General features: G+C 63.4%; 18 protein-coding genes. 12 read left to right on the top strand and 6 right to left on the bottom strand.

Features of this window, described 5'->3' with window-relative positions; all coding sequences use genetic code 11:
* The first annotated feature begins 13 nt into the window (after positions 1-13).
* The 5 genes from AB5Y94_RS03855 to mltB all read left to right on the top strand — a co-directional run bounded on the left by AB5Y94_RS03855 (position 14) and on the right by mltB (position 5,352).
* The gene (locus AB5Y94_RS03855) at positions 14-1,198 is read left to right on the top strand and encodes an ABC transporter substrate-binding protein (protein WP_336289012.1); all 1,185 of its coding nucleotides are present in this window, start codon (positions 14-16) and stop codon (positions 1,196-1,198) included.
* The gene (locus AB5Y94_RS03850) at positions 1,198-2,868 is read left to right on the top strand and encodes an ABC transporter permease (RefSeq protein ID WP_279484585.1); all 1,671 of its coding nucleotides are present in this window, start codon (positions 1,198-1,200) and stop codon (positions 2,866-2,868) included. Before AB5Y94_RS03855 ends, AB5Y94_RS03850 begins: the two co-directional genes overlap by 1 nt.
* Before the next feature lie 29 nt (positions 2,869-2,897).
* Positions 2,898-3,536, top strand: a complete 639-nt coding sequence (locus AB5Y94_RS03845) for an ATP-binding cassette domain-containing protein (RefSeq protein ID WP_319905883.1) — start codon at positions 2,898-2,900, stop codon at positions 3,534-3,536.
* Positions 3,537-3,550: 14 nt separating this feature from the next.
* Positions 3,551-4,153 (top strand): CDP-alcohol phosphatidyltransferase family protein, encoded by a 603-nt coding sequence (locus tag AB5Y94_RS03840; protein ID WP_042050743.1) that lies wholly within the window; start codon positions 3,551-3,553, stop codon positions 4,151-4,153.
* Between the two features lie 95 nt (positions 4,154-4,248).
* Entirely contained in the window at positions 4,249-5,352 is a 1,104-nt protein-coding gene (gene mltB, locus AB5Y94_RS03835; protein ID WP_201892209.1) for a lytic murein transglycosylase B, read from the top strand.
* Positions 5,353-5,429: 77 nt separating this feature from the next.
* Here mltB and AB5Y94_RS03830 read toward each other — a convergent pair whose 3' ends face one another.
* On the bottom strand, positions 5,430-6,095 hold the full coding sequence (locus AB5Y94_RS03830) for a peroxiredoxin-like family protein (RefSeq protein ID WP_201892397.1): 666 nt from the start codon (positions 6,093-6,095) through the stop codon (positions 5,430-5,432).
* A gap of 112 nt (positions 6,096-6,207) precedes the next feature.
* Here AB5Y94_RS03830 and AB5Y94_RS03825 point away from each other — a divergent pair, with 112 nt between their 5' ends.
* Positions 6,208-6,798: a TetR/AcrR family transcriptional regulator gene (locus AB5Y94_RS03825; protein ID WP_017781822.1), complete on the top strand. Its 591-nt coding sequence runs from the start codon at positions 6,208-6,210 to the stop codon at positions 6,796-6,798.
* Between the two features lie 24 nt (positions 6,799-6,822).
* On the opposite strand, the gene AB5Y94_RS03820 is transcribed toward AB5Y94_RS03825, so the two are convergent.
* Positions 6,823-7,305 carry a MarR family winged helix-turn-helix transcriptional regulator gene (locus tag AB5Y94_RS03820; RefSeq protein ID WP_017766083.1) on the bottom strand — a complete coding sequence of 161 codons (483 nt, stop codon included), beginning with the start codon at positions 7,303-7,305 and terminating at the stop codon, positions 6,823-6,825.
* A 96-nt stretch (positions 7,306-7,401) separates the two neighbouring features.
* Between AB5Y94_RS03820 and AB5Y94_RS03815 the strand changes: the two genes are divergently transcribed.
* Positions 7,402-8,283 carry a DMT family transporter gene (locus AB5Y94_RS03815; RefSeq protein WP_279484586.1) on the top strand — a complete coding sequence of 294 codons (882 nt, stop codon included), beginning with the start codon at positions 7,402-7,404 and terminating at the stop codon, positions 8,281-8,283.
* A gap of 84 nt (positions 8,284-8,367) precedes the next feature.
* Here the strand turns inward: AB5Y94_RS03815 and pgm are convergent, their stop codons facing one another.
* Both pgm and seqA read right to left on the bottom strand, forming a co-directional pair.
* Entirely contained in the window at positions 8,368-10,017 is a 1,650-nt protein-coding gene (gene pgm, locus AB5Y94_RS03810) for a phosphoglucomutase (alpha-D-glucose-1,6-bisphosphate-dependent) (RefSeq protein WP_267997152.1), read from the bottom strand.
* Positions 10,018-10,074: 57 nt separating this feature from the next.
* Positions 10,075-10,584, bottom strand: a complete 510-nt coding sequence (gene seqA, locus AB5Y94_RS03805) for a replication initiation negative regulator SeqA (RefSeq protein ID WP_005299178.1) — start codon at positions 10,582-10,584, stop codon at positions 10,075-10,077.
* Positions 10,585-10,876: 292 nt separating this feature from the next.
* Between seqA and AB5Y94_RS03800 the strand changes: the two genes are divergently transcribed.
* From AB5Y94_RS03800 to fldA, 4 genes are read left to right on the top strand one after another with little or no spacing between them, the layout of a single operon-like run.
* Positions 10,877-11,641 carry an alpha/beta fold hydrolase gene (locus tag AB5Y94_RS03800; protein WP_124250567.1) on the top strand — a complete coding sequence of 255 codons (765 nt, stop codon included), beginning with the start codon at positions 10,877-10,879 and terminating at the stop codon, positions 11,639-11,641.
* Positions 11,642-11,696: 55 nt separating this feature from the next.
* Positions 11,697-11,918, top strand: coding sequence for a DUF2788 domain-containing protein (locus AB5Y94_RS03795; RefSeq protein ID WP_005299172.1), 222 nt, complete (start codon positions 11,697-11,699; stop codon positions 11,916-11,918).
* Between the two features lie 20 nt (positions 11,919-11,938).
* Positions 11,939-12,235 (top strand): LexA regulated protein, encoded by a 297-nt coding sequence (gene ybfE, locus AB5Y94_RS03790; protein WP_005299169.1) that lies wholly within the window; start codon positions 11,939-11,941, stop codon positions 12,233-12,235.
* A gap of 39 nt (positions 12,236-12,274) precedes the next feature.
* A complete protein-coding gene (gene fldA / locus AB5Y94_RS03785) occupies positions 12,275-12,799 on the top strand; it encodes a flavodoxin FldA (protein WP_005299167.1) in 525 nt (174 codons plus the stop codon).
* 59 nt (positions 12,800-12,858) lie between these two features.
* Here the strand turns inward: fldA and AB5Y94_RS03780 are convergent, their stop codons facing one another.
* Positions 12,859-13,341 carry a DUF4442 domain-containing protein gene (locus tag AB5Y94_RS03780; RefSeq protein ID WP_368204924.1) on the bottom strand — a complete coding sequence of 161 codons (483 nt, stop codon included), beginning with the start codon at positions 13,339-13,341 and terminating at the stop codon, positions 12,859-12,861.
* Between the two features lie 241 nt (positions 13,342-13,582).
* Here AB5Y94_RS03780 and fur point away from each other — a divergent pair, with 241 nt between their 5' ends.
* Positions 13,583-14,011: a ferric iron uptake transcriptional regulator gene (gene fur, locus AB5Y94_RS03775; RefSeq protein WP_005299160.1), complete on the top strand. Its 429-nt coding sequence runs from the start codon at positions 13,583-13,585 to the stop codon at positions 14,009-14,011.
* A gap of 98 nt (positions 14,012-14,109) precedes the next feature.
* Here the strand turns inward: fur and glnS are convergent, their stop codons facing one another.
* A complete protein-coding gene (gene glnS / locus AB5Y94_RS03770) occupies positions 14,110-15,771 on the bottom strand; it encodes a glutamine--tRNA ligase (protein ID WP_368204921.1) in 1,662 nt (553 codons plus the stop codon).
* Between the last annotated feature and the right edge of the window lie 33 nt (positions 15,772-15,804).

Genomic DNA, 15,804 nt, shown 5'->3' with positions numbered 1-15,804 from the left:
CCAGGTAACCCAGATGCGACACTCATTGCCCTCGTTCAAACAGCTGCTGCGCACCCTGCCCCTGCTGGCAGGCAGCCTCCTCTTCACCCAGGCCAACGCTGGTGACAACCCGCAGTGGCAGCAGACTCTCGACGAGGCCAAAGGGCAGACCGTCTACTTCAACGCCTGGGGCGGCAGCCCGGAGATCAACGCCTATCTGGTGTGGGCCGGCCAGGAGCTGGCGCGCGAATACCAGGTCAAGCTGGTGCAGGTGAAGGTGGATGACATCGCCCAGAGCGTCAGCCAGCTGCTGGCCAACAAGCAGGCCGGCAAGCGCAGTGGCGGCCCCATCGACCTGCTCTGGGTCAACGGCGAGAACTTCAAGGCGCTCAAGGAGCAGGGGCTGCTCGGCGCCCCCTTTACCCGGGAGCTGCCCAACATGGCGCTGGTCGACGGTACCCTGCCGGTGAGCGAGGACTTCACCGTGCCGGTGGAGGGGCTGGAAGCCCCCTGGGGCATAGGCCAGCTCAACCTGATGGTCAACGGCGAAGAGGTCAGCCCGCTGCCCACCTCGGCGGCGGCCCTGCTCACCTGGAGCAAGGCCCACCCCGGCCGCTTCACCTATCCCAAACCGCCCCAGTTTCACGGTTCCAGCTTCCTCAAACAGATCTTGCTGGAGCTGACCCCGGATCCCGCCCCCCTCTATCGGGAGGCGACCGATGCCGATTTTGCCAAAGTTACCGCCCCGCTCTGGGCCTGGCTGGACGAGCTGCATCCGACGCTCTGGCGCAAAGGCAAGCTGTTCCCCACCAGCGCCGCCGAAACCCGCCAACTGCTCGATGACGGTGAGCTCGCCATGGCCATCAGCTTCAACCCGCAGGAGGCGCAGAGCGCGGTGCAAAATGGCACCCTGCCCCCCAACGTGGTGGCGGTGGCCATGGCGAAAGGGGCGCTGACCAACAGCCATTTCCTCGCCATCCCCTTCAATGCCAACGCCCGTGCCGGTGCCAAGGTGGTGGCCAACTTCCTGCTGAGCCCCGCCGCCCAGGAGCGCAAGGCCGAGCCCGCCTTCTGGGGCGATCCCAGCGTGCTGCGCGCCGATGCCCTGCCCGCCACCCAGCAGCAGGCGCCGGCACTGCGCTTCAAATCGGTGGCAGAGCCCCACCCCAGCTGGCAGCTCAGGCTCGAAGCGGCCTGGGCCGAGCGCTACGGCCACTGATGAGCCGGTTTGGCAGCGCTGCATCCGCTTGGCGCCCCCTGTTCACCGCCGGGTGCGCCCTGGTTTTCGGTCTCCCGCTGCTGGCGGGGGGCTGGCAACTGCTGGCCGAGGGGCTGAGTCAGGCCCACCTGCAGCGGCTGCTGGCCCAGCCGGGCATCTGGCACTCGGCGCTGCTGAGCCTGTGGATTGGCGCCGCCTCGACCCTGGCCAGCCTGCTGCTGACCGCCCTGCTGCTGGCCCACAGCGACAGCCGGGCCGTCGGCTGGCTGCGTCGGCTGCTATCGCCCTTGCTGGCACTGCCCCACGTCGCCTTTGCCATCGGCTTTGCCTTTCTGCTCGCCCCCTCCGGCTGGCTGCTGCGCCTGCTCTCGCCGACCCTCACCGGGTTCGAGCTGCCCCCCGACTGGCAGACCCTGCGCGATCCCGCCGGGCTCGGGCTCATCCTCGCCCTGACCCTCAAGGAGACCCCATTCCTGCTGCTGATGGCGCTCGGTACACAAGACCCCGCCAGGGTGGCGCGTCAGCAGTGGCTGGGGGCGAGCCTTGGCTTCAGCGCCCCCCAGATCTGGTGGCGCCTGCTGCTGCCGGCGCTGTGGCCCGCCTTGCGTCTGCCCCTCTACGCGGTGGCCGCCTACGGGGTAGCCGTAGTGGATCTGGCCCAGTTGCTCGGGCCCGATGCTCCCGCTCCGCTGGCTGTGCGCCTGTGGCTCTGGTATCAGGACCCGGACCTTGCCTGGCGCGGCGCCACCGCCAGCGGCGCCCTGCTGCTGCTCGCCATCACGGCGCTGCTGCTGGCCCTGTTGCGCCTGCTCGAGCTGGCCCATCGAACCCTTGGCAAACCCGGCTGGCTCGATGGCAGACGAGCAAATCCAAGCGCTCTTGGCCGCACCCTTGCCACCGGCAGCGTGGTGACGCTGATTGCCCTCAATCTGGCGGTACTGGGGGCCTTGCTGCTCTGGTCGCTGACCCGGCGCTGGCCCTTTCCCGCCCTCTGGCCGAGCCAGTGGAGCGGCCGCCATTGGCTCGAACTGCTGCCGACCCTGTCGCCGCTGCTGACCACCAGCATGCTGCTGGCGCTGGCGAGCGGGGCGATAGCGCTGGTGATGGCGGTGCTGAGCCTGGAGGCACAGGCGGGCCGCCGCCCCTGGCCACTCTGGCTCATCTGTCTGCCGCTGCTGCTGCCACAGGCCAGCCTGCTGTTCGGCATTCGGCTCGGGGTGGACTGGTTCAGCCTCGGGTGGGGGGGCGATGGCATCGGCTGGGGCTGGGTGCTCTGGAGCCAGCTGCTGTTTGTCTTTCCCTACGTTTACTTGTGCCTGCAGGGCCCCTATCGCCAGTTCGACCCACGGATCACCCAGAGTGCCCTGCTGTTGGGGGCAACCCCGTGGCGAGCCTGGTGGCAGGTGAAAGGGCCGCTGCTGGCCCGTCCGCTGCTGTTTGCCTTCGGCGTTGGAGCGGCTGTGAGTCTGGCCCAATACCTGCCGACCCTGCTGTTTGGCGCCGGCCGGGTGGTCACCATCACCACCGAGGCGGTGGCCATCGGCAGCGGCCTCAACCGGCGGCTGGCGGGCCTCTACGGCCTGCTGCAACTGCTGCTGCCGCTCGTTATCTATCTGCTGGCGCTCTGGCTGCCGGCCCGGCTCAACCCGGCGCTCAAGGGCGCCCGCTGACGATGAACTCTCATGATGGAGATAGCCATATGCTGAGCACCACGCCTCTTCGCCTCTATCTGGAGGAAAACCTGCTGCTCTCGCTGCCCGCCCTGCAGGTGGCGCCGGGCGAGGTGTTGACCCTGATGGGGCCCAGTGGCTGTGGCAAGAGCTCGCTGTTGGCGGCGCTGGCGGGGGTATTGCCCGCCAGCGGCCCGTTCCGGCTGGAGGGGGACGTGACCCTGGGCGCGCGCCGGCTCACCCAGCTGCCGCCCCAGGCGCGGCGCATCGGCATGCTGTTTCAGGATGATCTGCTGTTCGACCACCTGACGGTGGCGGAGAACCTGATGTTCGGCATGCCGGCCAGCGTGAAGGGGCACGGAGCGCGGCGGGAAAAGGCGGTGGCCGCGCTGGCGCAGGTGGATCTCACAGATCAGGCGGACAAGCTGCCGGGGGCGCTCTCCGGCGGCCAGAAGGCCCGTGTCAGCCTGCTGCGGGCGCTCTTGGCCGAGCCCGAAGCATTGTTGTTGGACGAGCCCTTCTCCCGCCTCGACAAGCCGCTGCGGGCCGCCTTTCGCGCACTGGTATTCGCGCAAGTGAAGGCACTGGCCATCCCCGCCATTCTGGTGACCCACGACGAAGATGACGCGCCGGGCACCATAATCCAGCTCACCGAATCCCGTTTTTGACCGAGGAGTTCACCTTGTTTGACCGCCACCTGATCCCCGTTATCCGCAGCCCCCTCGCCCGGCTCGCCAGACCGCTCTGCCGCGCCGGGATCAGCGCCAACCAGGTCAGCCTCACCGGCTTTGCCATCGGCATGCTGGCGCTGCCGCTGCTGGCCTTTGGCTGCTATCAGTGGGCGCTGGCGGCCATCCTGCTCAACCGGCTGCTGGACGGGCTCGACGGCGCCGTAGCACGGGAGACCGGCATCACCGACTGCGGCGGCTTTCTCGACATCACGCTCGACTTCATCTTCTACGCCGCCGTGGTGCTGGGCTTTGCCCTCGCCACCCCCGCCAATGCGCTGCCCGCCGCCACCCTGCTGTTTGCCTTCATGGGCACCGGCTCGAGCTTTCTGGCATTTGCCATCATGGCGGGCAAGCGGGGCATCGACAATCCGGTCTACCACCACAAATCCCTCTACTATCTGGGCGGCCTCACCGAGGGGAGCGAGACCATAACCCTGTTCGTGCTGATGTGCCTGTGGCCCGCCGCCTTCGCCCCGCTCGCCTACGGCTTTGCCCTGCTCTGCGCCATCACCACCCTGACCCGGCTCTGGAGCGGTTACCACACCCTGCGTTGAGGCAGGACGGCGGGAGGAGGCCGCTACGGAACACTTGCGCATGGACGACAATGTTTTACCATGGCGACACTCTTTTTCAGGCTCATGAGAACCTTATGCGTCGCCTTGTCTCCGTGCTCACCCTCTCCCTGTTTCCCATGCTCTATGGCTGCAGCAGCACGCCGGCTGCCAAGCCCGTGGTCAAGCCCCAGCCCAACAGCGCCTTCATCAACCAGACGCCGCCGAGCAAACCCTTCTACGGGCAGGTGAGCCAGCCGGGAGTCAGCAAGGGGGACTTCGCCAATCGCGCCAATGTGAACAACTTCGTGCAGCGGATGGTGCAAAAGCACGGGTTCGATGGCGCCGAGCTGCACCGGGTGCTGGCCCAGGCCGAACGCTATGACTGGATCATCCGCCTGATGGATGCCCAGGCACCCACCACCACGCCACCCACCGGCCCGACCGGCGCCTGGAATCGCTACCGTGCCAAGTTCATCACCCCGGACAACGTACAGAACGGCGTCAGCTTCTGGCGTGAGTACGAGAACGAGCTAAACCGCGCCCAGCAGATCTATGGGGTGCCGCCGGAGATCATCGTCGGCATCATAGGCGTGGAGACCCGCTGGGGCCGGGTGATGGGCAAGACCCGCATCCTGGACGCGTTGGCGACCCTGGCGTTCGACTACCCGCGCCGGGCCGAGTTCTTCACCAGCGAGCTGGAATCCTTCCTGGTGATGACCCGCGACGAGGGGATGGATCCCACCGAACCCAAGGGCTCCTACGCCGGCGCCATGGGCTACGGCCAGTTCATGCCCTCCAGCTTCCAGCGCTACGCGGTGGACTTCAACGGCAACGGCCACACCAACCTGTGGGATCCGGTGGATGCCATCGGCAGCGTGGCCAACTACTTCAAGGCCCACGGCTGGGAGAAGGGACAACCGGTGGCGGTGCGCGGTCAGGGCCAGCTGCCCGGCTACGAGCACGGCTTCCAGACCCGCTACCCGGTTGCCTCCCTGCGCCGCGCCGGGCTGACCCCCACCAGCACCCTCGGCAACCACAACGAGGCGAGCCTGCTGCGTCTGGACGTGGGCACCGGCTATCAGTACTGGTACGGCTTGCCCAACTTCTACACCATCACCCGCTACAACCACAGCACCCACTACGCCATGGCGGTGTGGCAGCTGGGGCTGGCGGTCAAGGATGCCCGCGGCGGTTTCTGATCCGGCCGGATAAAAAAGGCAGCCCTCGGGGCCGCCTCGCCAACCATCCACACTGCGCCTCCGGGCGCAGTGTGCGTTTACAGCGCCCCAGCCTTCGCCAGACGATCCAGCTCGGCAAGCAGGGCGGCCGGCTCGACCCGACGGGTGTAATCGGCGTTGATGAAGTGGTAGAGCACGGTGCGGTCCTGGCCGATGATGTAACTGGCCGGCACCGGCAGGGTAAAGCTCTCGTCGCCGTTGCTCGCCGGGATGTCGATGCCAAAGCCGGCATAGATGGGCCTGAGCGCCTCCGGCAGTTCGAACACCAGCCCCAGCGCTGCCGAGACCCGGTTGCCCTCGTCACTCAGCACGGTGATCGCCAGCCCGTTGGCGGTGAGGGTATCCTGCGCCGAACTGGGGGTTTCCGGCGTCATGCCGATGAGGTTCACGCCGCGCTCGCGTAGCGCCGGCAGCACGGCGTTGAGCGCCTGCATCTCCATGTTGCAGTAGGGACACCAGCCACCGCGATAGACGTTGAGCAGCACAGGCCCCTCCGCCAGATAGTGGGAGAGCGGGCGCACCACCCCGTGCTGATCCGGCAGGGCGAAGTCGGGCATCTGTTCGCCACGACCCAGGGCGGCCTCCGCCAGCCCGCTTTCCTGCAGGCTGCGGGTCGCCTCCTCCATCAGGGCCAGCACCGGGGCTGGTACCTGGCGCTGCTTCTGCTCATCGTACGCTTTGATTTTTTGCTCGAGTGTGTGCATCATGACCATCCTTTTTGTAGTGGTCGCTACAATATCAGACGGACCAAGCTCCATGGTCAAGCTGTTTTTTAGTGATCACTCCAGAATGACATTTCACAAGGCAGGAATCGAGATGGCAAGACCCGCATCATTTGACAGAGAACAGGTACTGGAAATCGCCCTCAACGCCTTCTGGGATACCGGCTTCAGCAACACTGGCATTGCCGCGCTGGTCGAACGGATGGGACTCAAGCCCAGCAGCCTGTACGGCGCCTTCAGCTCAAAGGAGGGGTTGTTCATGGAGGTGCTGCAGCGCTATTCGGCGCAGAGCCTGGCGCAGATCGAGCAGATCCTGGGCTCGGCTGCCTCCCCCCTGGCGGGCGTGCAGGCCCTGCTCGATGCTGTGGCCCGGGATGCCATCGCCAGCGAGGCACACCGTGGCTGCCTGCTGGTCAACACCTTGCTGGAGATCGGCCGCCACCACCCGCTCATTCAGGAGACCGCCAGCAGCCACCTCGCCGAGGTCGAGCTGCGGGTCAGTGCAGCCCTGCGCCAGGCGCAGGCGGCAGGGGAGCTGGCCGCCGGGCGCGACGTCGACGCCACCGCCGCCTTGCTGATGACCATGGTGTGGGGATTGCGCGTACTGGGCCGCACCCATCCGCCCGCCGCCAAGGTGAACGCCGTGCTGGCCCAGATGCAGGCTATCCTGTCTGCGGAGGCATGACGACCGCTCACCAGGCTCTGGGGGTCACTCGTTTTCCAGCAGCCAGCGCTTGAGCAGGGCGGCCAGCTGCTCCTGCTCGGTCAGGGTCAATGGCGCCAGCAGGCGCCGCTCGTTGGCCACGTGCCGCTCCACCGCCCGGTCAACCAACTCCCGACCCGCGTCGGTCAGGCAGACCAGCAGGCTGCGCCGATCGCTCGGGGCGGCCTGACGCTCGACCAAGCCTCGCTCTGCCAGTTTGTCGAGCCGGGCGGTCATGGCCCCCGAGCTCAACATGGCGGATTGATAGAGCACGGTCGGGGTGAGCGGTTCGCCGGCCCGGCGCAAGGTCGCCAGAATGTCGAAGTCGCTGCCGAGCAGGCCGCACTCCTTGAGCTCCTCGCTCACTTCCCGTCCGGCGATCGCCGCCATTCGCGCCACCCGTCCCAGCACGCCCATGGGAGAGCAGTCGAGATCCGGTCGCTGCCGGGCCCACTGGGCCAGCAGCAGGTCTACATGATCTGATTCCATCTTCGGCCACTTATCTTTTTATCGAGATACTTGATGGTAAAACAATTTGAGGCTAATTTATCTTTACTTAAAGATACTTTGTAAAGAGACAAATACATGCCCATGCTGATCGCCCTGCTGGCCCCCCTGCTCTGGGGCAGCACCTATGCCGTCGTCAGCCTCTATCTGACCGACTACTCCCCCTACTGGGTGGCGGTGTGGCGCGCCTTGCCGGCCGGCCTGCTCCTGTTGCTGGTACGCCCGCGTCTGCCGCCCCTGCCTTGGGGCAAACAGAGCCTGCTGGCGTTTTGCAACATCGCCGCCTTCTTCGCCCTGCTGTTCGTGGCCGCCTTCCGGCTGCCGGGCGCCGTGGCGGGTACGCTCGGTGCCACCCTGCCGCTGATCCTGATGTTGCTGGCCTGGCTGCAGGATGGTGTCAGACCGTCCCTGAAATGGCTGCTGCTGGGCCTGATGGGACTGGGCGGGGTCTTGCTGCTGCTCAACCCTTCCGCCAATCTGGACCCTGTCGGCGTGACCTGCGCCCTGCTGGCCACCCTGCTCATCGGCCAGTCCAGCCGTTGGATGCGCCACTGGCCGGTGAGCGATCTGCTGGCGCTGACCGCCTGGCAGCTGCTGCTGGGTGGCCTGATGCTGATCCCGCTCGCCTGGTGGCTGGCCGGCCCCATGCCGCTGCCACAGCCGGCAAGCGCCCCCGGCCTGCTCTGGCTGATCCTGCTCAACACGGCGCTGGCCTACTGGGCCTGGCTGTGGGGGCTCAAGCGCCACGGCCCGGAGGTGATGGGCATGCTGGCCCTCACCAACCCCATGGTGGCGGTCTCCTGCGGGGTGCTGATGGTGGGCGAGACGCTGGACGCTCGCCAATGGCTCGGTATCGGGGTGATCCTGCTCTCTTTGTTCCTGATGAAGCTGCCTGCTCGCCCCTTCTTCAAGCGCTGGCAGGCCCGCCGGGCGAGCACCGGTCAGTGCGGCAGGCCGTGAGCACAACCCATCCAGCTCAAGCGCAATAAAAAAGAGGAGCCATCAAGGCTCCTCTTTCACATTCCGCGGGTATTTGAGTCGAACTCAGACCCCGGCCTTGGCCAGAGCGGCGGAGACGATCTGCTGGGCTTCCTGCTGGATGAGGTCCAGGTGCGCCTCGCCCTTGAAGCTCTCCATGTAGATCTTGTAGATGGACTCGGTACCCGAGGGGCGCGCCGCGAACCAGCCGTTCTCGGTCACCACCTTGAGGCCGCCGATGGCAGCATCATTGCCCGGCGCCTTGGTCAGCTTGGCGACGATGGGCTCGCCGGCCAGGGTGGAGGCTTCCACCAGCGCCGGATCCAGCTTGGAGAGCACCGCCTTCTGGGCGCTGTTGGCCGGGGCGTCGATGCGGCGATAGCTGGAGCGGCCGAATTTCGCCTCCAGCGCGTCGTAGTGGGCCTGCGGGTCCTTGCCGGTCACCGCCAGAATTTCGGCCGCCAGCAGCGCCAGGATGAAGCCATCCTTGTCGGTGGTCCAGACGGTGCCGTCTTTGCGCAGGAAGGAGGCGCCCGCGCTCTCCTCGCCGCCAAAGCCGAACTCGCCGCTGTAGAGGCCATCCACGAACCACTTGAAGCCGACCGGCACCTCTTTGAGGGTACGGCCAATCTCGCCGGCCACCCGGTCGATCATGGAGGAGGAGACCAGCGTTTTGCCGACCGCAGCATCGGCAGACCAGCCGGTGCGATGGGTAAACAGATACTGGATCGCCACCGCCAGATAGTGGTTCGGGTTCATCAGGCCCGACTTGGTAACGATGCCGTGACGGTCGTAGTCGGGGTCGTTGCCAAGGGCGATGTCGAACTTGTCCTTGAGGGCAATCAGGCTGGCCATGGCGAACGGGCTGGAGCAGTCCATCCGGATCTTGCCGTCTTTATCCAGGGTCATGAAGGAGAAGGTCGGGTCGACCTTGTAGTTCACCACCTCAATGTTCAGACCATAGGTTTTGGCGATGACGTCCCAGTAGGCGACGCCGGAGCCGCCCAGCGGATCGACACCGATCTTGATGCCGGCCTGCTTGATGGCCTCCATGTCCAGCACGTTCTTCAGGTCATCCACATAGGGAGTGACATAGTCGTGCAGGGCCACGAACGGGCTCTTGAGGGCCTCGGCGAACGGCATCCGTTTCACGCCGGCCAGACCCGCTTCCAGAATCGCGTTGGCGCGATCCTCCACCCACTTGGTGATCTCCCCTTCCGCGGGGCCGCCGTGGGGCGGGTTGTATTTGAAGCCACCGTCTTCCGGCGGGTTGTGGGACGGGGTGATCACCACGCCGTCGGCGCGCGCGGCAGGCTTGCCCGCATTGTGGCGCAGGATGGCGTGAGAGATGACCGGGGTCGGGGTAAAGCCGAGGCCGGCCTGAATGCGGGTCTCGACGCCGTTGGCGGCCAGCACTTCCACCGCACTGGCAAAGGCGGATTCAGACAGGGCGTGGGTGTCCATGCCGACAAACAGCGGGCCCGTGATGCCGGCCTGCTGGCGATACTCCACCAGCGCCTGGGTCACCGCCAGGATGTGGGATTCGGTGAAGGCATTGTGCAAGGCGCTGCCGCGGTGGCCAGAGGTGCCGAAGGCAACCCGCTGCTCGGGGCGGCTCATGTCCGGCTTGTTGAGGTAGTAGGCGCTGACCAGACGGGGAATGTTGGTCAGGTCGCTCAAACGGGCCGGCTGACCGGCGTGGGAATGCTGTGCCATGGCGTTGTCCTTGCTTGATGGCGGCCTTGCCCAGCAAGGCCTGAGTCTGATGAACCGTTAGATTGCGCCGCACACCCGGGCAATCACCTCGTCGCCATACCCCATGCTGGCCATCAGCTGGGCCACCATGTTCTGTTTGCGACTGGTGTTGGTGTTGGTGATCACCCAGAACGGGGTTTGTGGCACCTGCTTGGGCTTGGTGGTGCTGCCGCTGGCGCGCAGGGCATCGGGATCCCGCGAGAAATAGACGCGCTTGCGCCCCTTGATTTCGGTGGCCTGGGTAAACCCGACCGGATCATCCCGGTAGAGGGTACTGAGCACCTGCATGAAGCGGTTGATGGACTTCTCTTCTTTTTGCAGCTCGCCGGAATCGAGCAGCGTTTCCAGCCCCATGGCGTCGGCCACGGTAGGCGACGGAGCTGCCGTCACCTCTGCTGCGACCGGCGAGGCCTGGCGGGCGGGCTGTTCCAGCAGGCGGCGCAGGATATCGGAGGCACTCTCACCGATGTGCCGGGTCTGGCTGGCGATATAGAAGTAGAGATCGTCATCAAGCTCGATGGTTTTCATAGGGATGCGCTGGACTCGTCGAAATTCGGATGCGGCGATTATACATAGGCAAACCCGGCAGCCCAAGCAAGGGGCGGACAGATGTGCATGAATCTCATCGAGAATACGGCATAATAGCGGCCCAAGTGTGTGATCCGTCGCACTGATAGCCGATCTGGCTGGCTTTTTTTAGGAAAAAAACCACACTTTTTTGCTCCGTGATGAGTGAAATCCTTTTCTTTCCAGTGCGTTAAATCATGGCGAGCAACGTACTCACGACCGACAAGGTGTCATTTTGCAACAAAACCCATTATTGAACTTCAAGGAGCAGGGCCAGGGCCAACCCGTCGTGCTGATCCACGGGCTGTTCGGCAGCCTGGACAACCTGGGCCTGCTGGCACGCCCGCTGAGCGAACAATACCGGGTCATCAGCGTCGATCTGCGCAACCACGGCGCCTCCTTTCACTCCGATGAGATGAGCTACCCGGCCCAGGCCGCTGATCTGCTCGCCCTGCTCGATCGGCTGGGGCTTGAACAGGTGGCGCTCGTGGGCCACTCCATGGGGGGCAAGGTGGCCATGCAGGTTGCCAAGCAGGCGCCGACCCGCGTCGCCAGGCTGGTAGTGGCCGACATAGCGCCGGTCGCCTACCCTCACGCCCGCCACCAGAACGTGTTTGCCGGCCTCAATGCCACGCTCGAACAGGCTCCGCAAAGCCGCGGCGAGGCGGAAGCCATCCTGGCCGAGCATGTCGAGATCGCCGGCGTACGCCAGTTCCTGCTCAAGTCCTTCGCCAAGGGGGAGTCAGGTTGGGGTTGGCGTTTCAACGTGCCGGCCCTGGAGCGCAACTACGCCAACATCATGGGCTGGCCCGATCCACAGAGCCGTTTCGAGGGGCCTGCGCTCTTCATCAAGGGGGGCGATTCCGACTACATGCTGCCCGCGCATACCGAGACGGTTATGGCCCAATTTCCCGCTGCCAAGGCCCGGGTCATCGCCGGCACCGGTCACTGGCTGCACGCGGAAAAGCCGGTTTTGTTCAACAAACTGGTTGTGGATTTCCTGTCGACAGGCGGTTAACAGTTTCAAATCCTTTGTGATATAGTGCGCCCGTCATAAGGAGTGTGCGCAATCCATGCTAAGTGAACATATCGACCTGATCGAGAGTCTGGGCCTGAAGTTATTCTTTGTGGCCATTTTCGTATTGATTGGCCTGGCCATTCAGGACGTGCTCAAACGCGGCAATGTGCCCCGTTTCGGCCGATTCATCGTCTGGTTGGTACTCTTCCTGGGTTGTGCAGGTTTTGTCGCCAAGGGGCTGATCGAACTGGGCTGGGAAGGCTCAGGCATCGGCTAACTTATTTCCATCTGTGATGTATGGCCAAACAGCAAACTGATCGAACAACACTGGATCTGTTCGCAAACGAGAAGCGCCCCGGCAGGCCAAAGACCAACCCACTCCCCCGTGAGACCCAGCTCAAGATCAACAAGCGCAACCAGCTCAAGCGCGATCGAGAGAACGGCCTGAAGCGGGTAGAGTTAAAGGTGGAGGCCGAATTGCTGGAGCGCCTGAACCAACTTGCGTTACAACAGAACGTCAGCCGAGCCGAGCTGATCCAATCTATCCTGAAGCAACAGATTGAGTCTGCACATGCAGCAGGCATCGCAATCTGACCGTTAAGCATTAACACCAGATACGGGTAACTAAACACTATGGCTAGTGTAGGTCTGTTTTTCGGCAGCGATACCGGTAATACCGAAGCTGTCGCCAAGATGATCCAGAAAGAACTGGGCAAACAACTGATTGAAGTCCGTGACATTGCCAAGAGCAGCAAGGCCGACATCGACAGCTTCGATCTGCTGATGTTCGGTATCCCGACTTGGTACTATGGCGAAGCCCAGGCCGACTGGGACGACTTCTTCCCCGAGCTGGAAGAGATCGACTTCACCAACAAGCTGGTCGCCATCTTCGGATGCGGCGATCAGGAAGATTATGCCGAGTACTTCCTCGACGCCATGGGCACCCTGCGTGACATCGTCGAAGCCAAAGGCGCCATCGTCATCGGCCACTGGCCGACCGCCGGTTACGAGTTCGAAGCCTCCAAGGCGCTGGTGGACGACAAGCACTTCGTGGGCCTGGGCATCGACGAAGATCGCCAACCCGAGATGACTGCCGAGCGCGTCAAGGGCTGGTGCAAACAGCTGCATGAAGAGATGTGCCTGGCCGAGCTGGAGTGATCCACGCTTGCCAGCACCTCTGACAACAAGGGCCCCGCGGGGCCCTTGTTGTTTTCTGGTCATGCCCTCTCGCCGCCCCTGTGTTCGGGCTTGGCCCGCACATAGAGGGTACGTTTGACCTGGGCCACCAGCTCGCCCTGGCCATCCTGTACCGTCACCTCAAACTCGGGAAAGTGCTTGTCTCCCCCTTCGGTCGCCGCGACTATGGCGGCCAGCTTGCCGTCGGTCAGGTTGAACTCGGCCACCAGCTTGCCCTTGCCAGGCTTGATGTAGTTGATGCTGCCCGCCTTGTCCCAGACGTAATAACGGTTCCTGAAATAGCCCATCAGCATCAGCGGATAGATGGGATCCGTCATCGCAAACATGCTGCCGCCAAACTGGGTGCGGTTGGCGTTCTTGTTCCACCAGCGGGACTTGAGGGTGACCCGGCAGAAGCGAAAATCATCGCTCAATGTCTCTATCTTGATGCCCGCGCCCCAGAAGGGGGGCCAGGTGTTGAGTGCGCGGCGCACCCAGGCCGCGTTGTCAAAAAGCCAATCCATGGATCTCATCCGACCAGAGTGAAGAAGGTTACATTTTATCAACATTCGGCGGGTGAGCAAGCCGCCGTCACAATCCGCACAATTCGTGGATAGGTGGTCGATCGCGCTAAAGCCCTTGAATTACTGGGTTTATTTTTAGGTGAGCTACGACCTATAATGACAGGCCAAGCGAGTTCGTGGTTGCCATTACAGCGGCAGTCAATCAGAATAACCACACCTTCGAGAATGCGAATAAATAGAAATGGCAGACAACAACCAAGCGTTAAAAAAGGCCGGGCTCAAGATCACCTTGCCCCGTGTCAAGATCCTGGAAATCCTGCAACAGCCGGACTGCCAGCACACCAGTGCGGAAGATCTGTACAAACGACTGATCGACCAGGGTGAAGAGATTGGTCTCGCTACCGTCTACCGCGTTCTCAACCAGTTTGATGATGCCGGTATCGTCACCCGTCACCACTTCGAAGGGGGCAAGTCGGTGTTCGAGCTGGCCACCCAGGAACACCACGACCACCTGGTCTGCCTCGACTGCGGCAAGGTGATCGAGTTCTCCGACGAGGTGATCGAGCAGCGCCAGACCGAGATCGCCAAGAAGCACAACATCCGTCTGACCAATCACAGCCTCTATCTCTATGGCCACTGCGCCGCCGGCGACTGCAAGCACGACGATTGATTGGCAGAACCCGCGCAATAAAAAAGCCAGCATGATGCTGGCTTTTTTGTGCCCGTATTCCGGACAAGAAAGGGCAGGGCCTCCCCTGCCCTCCTTCATCAGGCCTCGGCCTTGCCCCACACGTCGCGCAGGGCCACGGTGCGGTTGAACACCAGGTGCTCCGGGCTGGAGAGCTTGTTGTCGGCGCAGAAATACCCTTCACGCTCGAACTGGTAAGCCTGCTCCGGCTTGGCATCCTTGAGGGAAGCCTCGACGCGGGCACCTTCGATGATCACCAGGGAGTCCGGGTTCAGGGCCGCTTCGAAGTCCTCTTCGGCACCCGGGTTCGGCACCTTGAACAGACGATCGTAGAGGCGCACTTCGGCCGGCAGGGAGTGAGTGGCGCTGACCCAGTGGATCACCCCTTTCACCTTGCGGCCGTCCGCCGGATCCTTGCCCAGGGTCTCGGGATCGTAAGAGCAGTAGATGCAGGTGATCTTGCCGTCGGCATCCTTCTCGACCCGTTCAGCCTTGATGACATAGGCGTTGCGCAGACGCACTTCCTTGCCCAGTACCAGACGCTTGAACTGCTTGTTGGCTTCTTCTTTGAAGTCCGCTTCATCGATGAGGATCTCGCGGGTGAAGGGAAGCGTGCGGGTACCCATCTCGGCATTGCTCGGGTGCGCCGGGGCAGTCAGCACTTCGTCGGCGGCCAGGTTCTCGATGACCACCTTGACCGGATGCAGCACGGCCATGGCGCGCGGGGCATTCTCGTTGAGATCTTCGCGGATGCAGGCTTCCAGCATGCTCATCTCGACGATGTTGTCCTGCTTGGTAACGCCGATGCGCTTGCAGAACTCGCGGATGGAGGCCGGGGTGTAGCCGCGGCGGCGCAGGCCGGAGACGGTCAGCATGCGCGGATCGTCCCAACCGTCCACGTGCTTCTCGGTCACCAGCAGGTTCAGCTTGCGCTTGGACATGACGGTGTATTCGAGGTTCAGACGAGAGAACTCGTACTGACGTGGGTGGCAATCGATGGTGATGTTGTCCAGCACCCAGTCGTACAGGCGACGGTTGTCCTGGAACTCCAGCGTACAGATGGAGTGGGTGATCCCTTCCAGGGCGTCCGAGATGCAGTGGGTGAAGTCATACATCGGGTAGATGCACCACTTGTCACCGGTCTGGTGATGGTGGGCAAACTTGATGCGATAGATGACGGGGTCACGCATCACCATGAAGGGAGAGGCCATGTCGATCTTGGCGCGCAGGCAGGCGGTGCCTTCGGCAAACTCGCCGTTCTTCATCTTCTCGAACAGGGCCAGGTTCTCTTCCACGCTGCGATCGCGGAACGGGCTGTTCTTGCCCGGCGCGGTCAGGGTACCGCGGTATTCGCGCATCTGCTCGGCAGAGAGCTCGTCCACGTAGGCCAGCCCCTTCTCGATGAGCTCGATGGCATAGCCGTGCAGCTTGTCGAAATAGTCGGAGGAGTAGCAGATCTCGCCATTCCACTGGAAGCCGAGCCACTGCACGTCCTGCTTGATGGACTCAACGTACTCGATATCTTCCTTCACCGGGTTGGTGTCGTCGAAGCGCAGGTTGCACTGGCCCTGGTAGTCGCGGGCGATGCCGAAGTTCAGGCAGATGGACTTGGCGTGACCGATATGGAGATAACCGTTCGGCTCGGGCGGAAAACGGGTATGCACGCTCTTGTGCTTACCGCTGGCCAGATCTTCATCAATGATCTGACGAATAAAGTTAGTTGGGCTGTTCGCCTGACTCATGGCTCACCTCAAAAATGCGTCACTGGCGGAAGT

The sequence above is a fragment of the Aeromonas sp. s5 genome (assembly GCF_040907865.1).
Taxonomy (GTDB): domain Bacteria; phylum Pseudomonadota; class Gammaproteobacteria; order Enterobacterales; family Aeromonadaceae; genus Aeromonas; species Aeromonas dhakensis.
The sequence above is the reverse complement of the archived record's forward strand: the minus strand, read 5'-3'. Positions and strand labels throughout refer to the sequence as shown.

Bases quoted from the DNA above. Each gene is read 5' to 3' on its own strand.
- AB5Y94_RS03855 (WP_336289012.1), top strand. From the start codon at position 14: ATGCGACACTCATTGCCCTCGTTCAAACAGCTGCTGCGCACCCTGCCC.
- AB5Y94_RS03850 (WP_279484585.1), top strand. From the start codon at position 1,198: ATGAGCCGGTTTGGCAGCGCTGCATCCGCTTGGCGCCCCCTGTTCACC.
- AB5Y94_RS03845 (WP_319905883.1), top strand. From the start codon at position 2,898: ATGCTGAGCACCACGCCTCTTCGCCTCTATCTGGAGGAAAACCTGCTG.
- mltB (WP_201892209.1), top strand. From the start codon at position 4,249: ATGCGTCGCCTTGTCTCCGTGCTCACCCTCTCCCTGTTTCCCATGCTC.
- AB5Y94_RS03830 (WP_201892397.1), bottom strand. From the start codon at position 6,095: ATGCACACACTCGAGCAAAAAATCAAAGCGTACGATGAGCAGAAGCAG.
- AB5Y94_RS03825 (WP_017781822.1), top strand. From the start codon at position 6,208: ATGGCAAGACCCGCATCATTTGACAGAGAACAGGTACTGGAAATCGCC.
- AB5Y94_RS03820 (WP_017766083.1), bottom strand. From the start codon at position 7,305: ATGGAATCAGATCATGTAGACCTGCTGCTGGCCCAGTGGGCCCGGCAG.
- AB5Y94_RS03815 (WP_279484586.1), top strand. From the start codon at position 7,402: ATGCCCATGCTGATCGCCCTGCTGGCCCCCCTGCTCTGGGGCAGCACC.
- pgm (WP_267997152.1), bottom strand. From the start codon at position 10,017: ATGGCACAGCATTCCCACGCCGGTCAGCCGGCCCGTTTGAGCGACCTG.
- seqA (WP_005299178.1), bottom strand. From the start codon at position 10,584: ATGAAAACCATCGAGCTTGATGACGATCTCTACTTCTATATCGCCAGC.
- AB5Y94_RS03795 (WP_005299172.1), top strand. From the start codon at position 11,697: ATGCTAAGTGAACATATCGACCTGATCGAGAGTCTGGGCCTGAAGTTA.
- ybfE (WP_005299169.1), top strand. From the start codon at position 11,939: ATGGCCAAACAGCAAACTGATCGAACAACACTGGATCTGTTCGCAAAC.
- fldA (WP_005299167.1), top strand. From the start codon at position 12,275: ATGGCTAGTGTAGGTCTGTTTTTCGGCAGCGATACCGGTAATACCGAA.
- AB5Y94_RS03780 (WP_368204924.1), bottom strand. From the start codon at position 13,341: ATGGATTGGCTTTTTGACAACGCGGCCTGGGTGCGCCGCGCACTCAAC.
- fur (WP_005299160.1), top strand. From the start codon at position 13,583: ATGGCAGACAACAACCAAGCGTTAAAAAAGGCCGGGCTCAAGATCACC.
- glnS (WP_368204921.1), bottom strand. From the start codon at position 15,771: ATGAGTCAGGCGAACAGCCCAACTAACTTTATTCGTCAGATCATTGAT.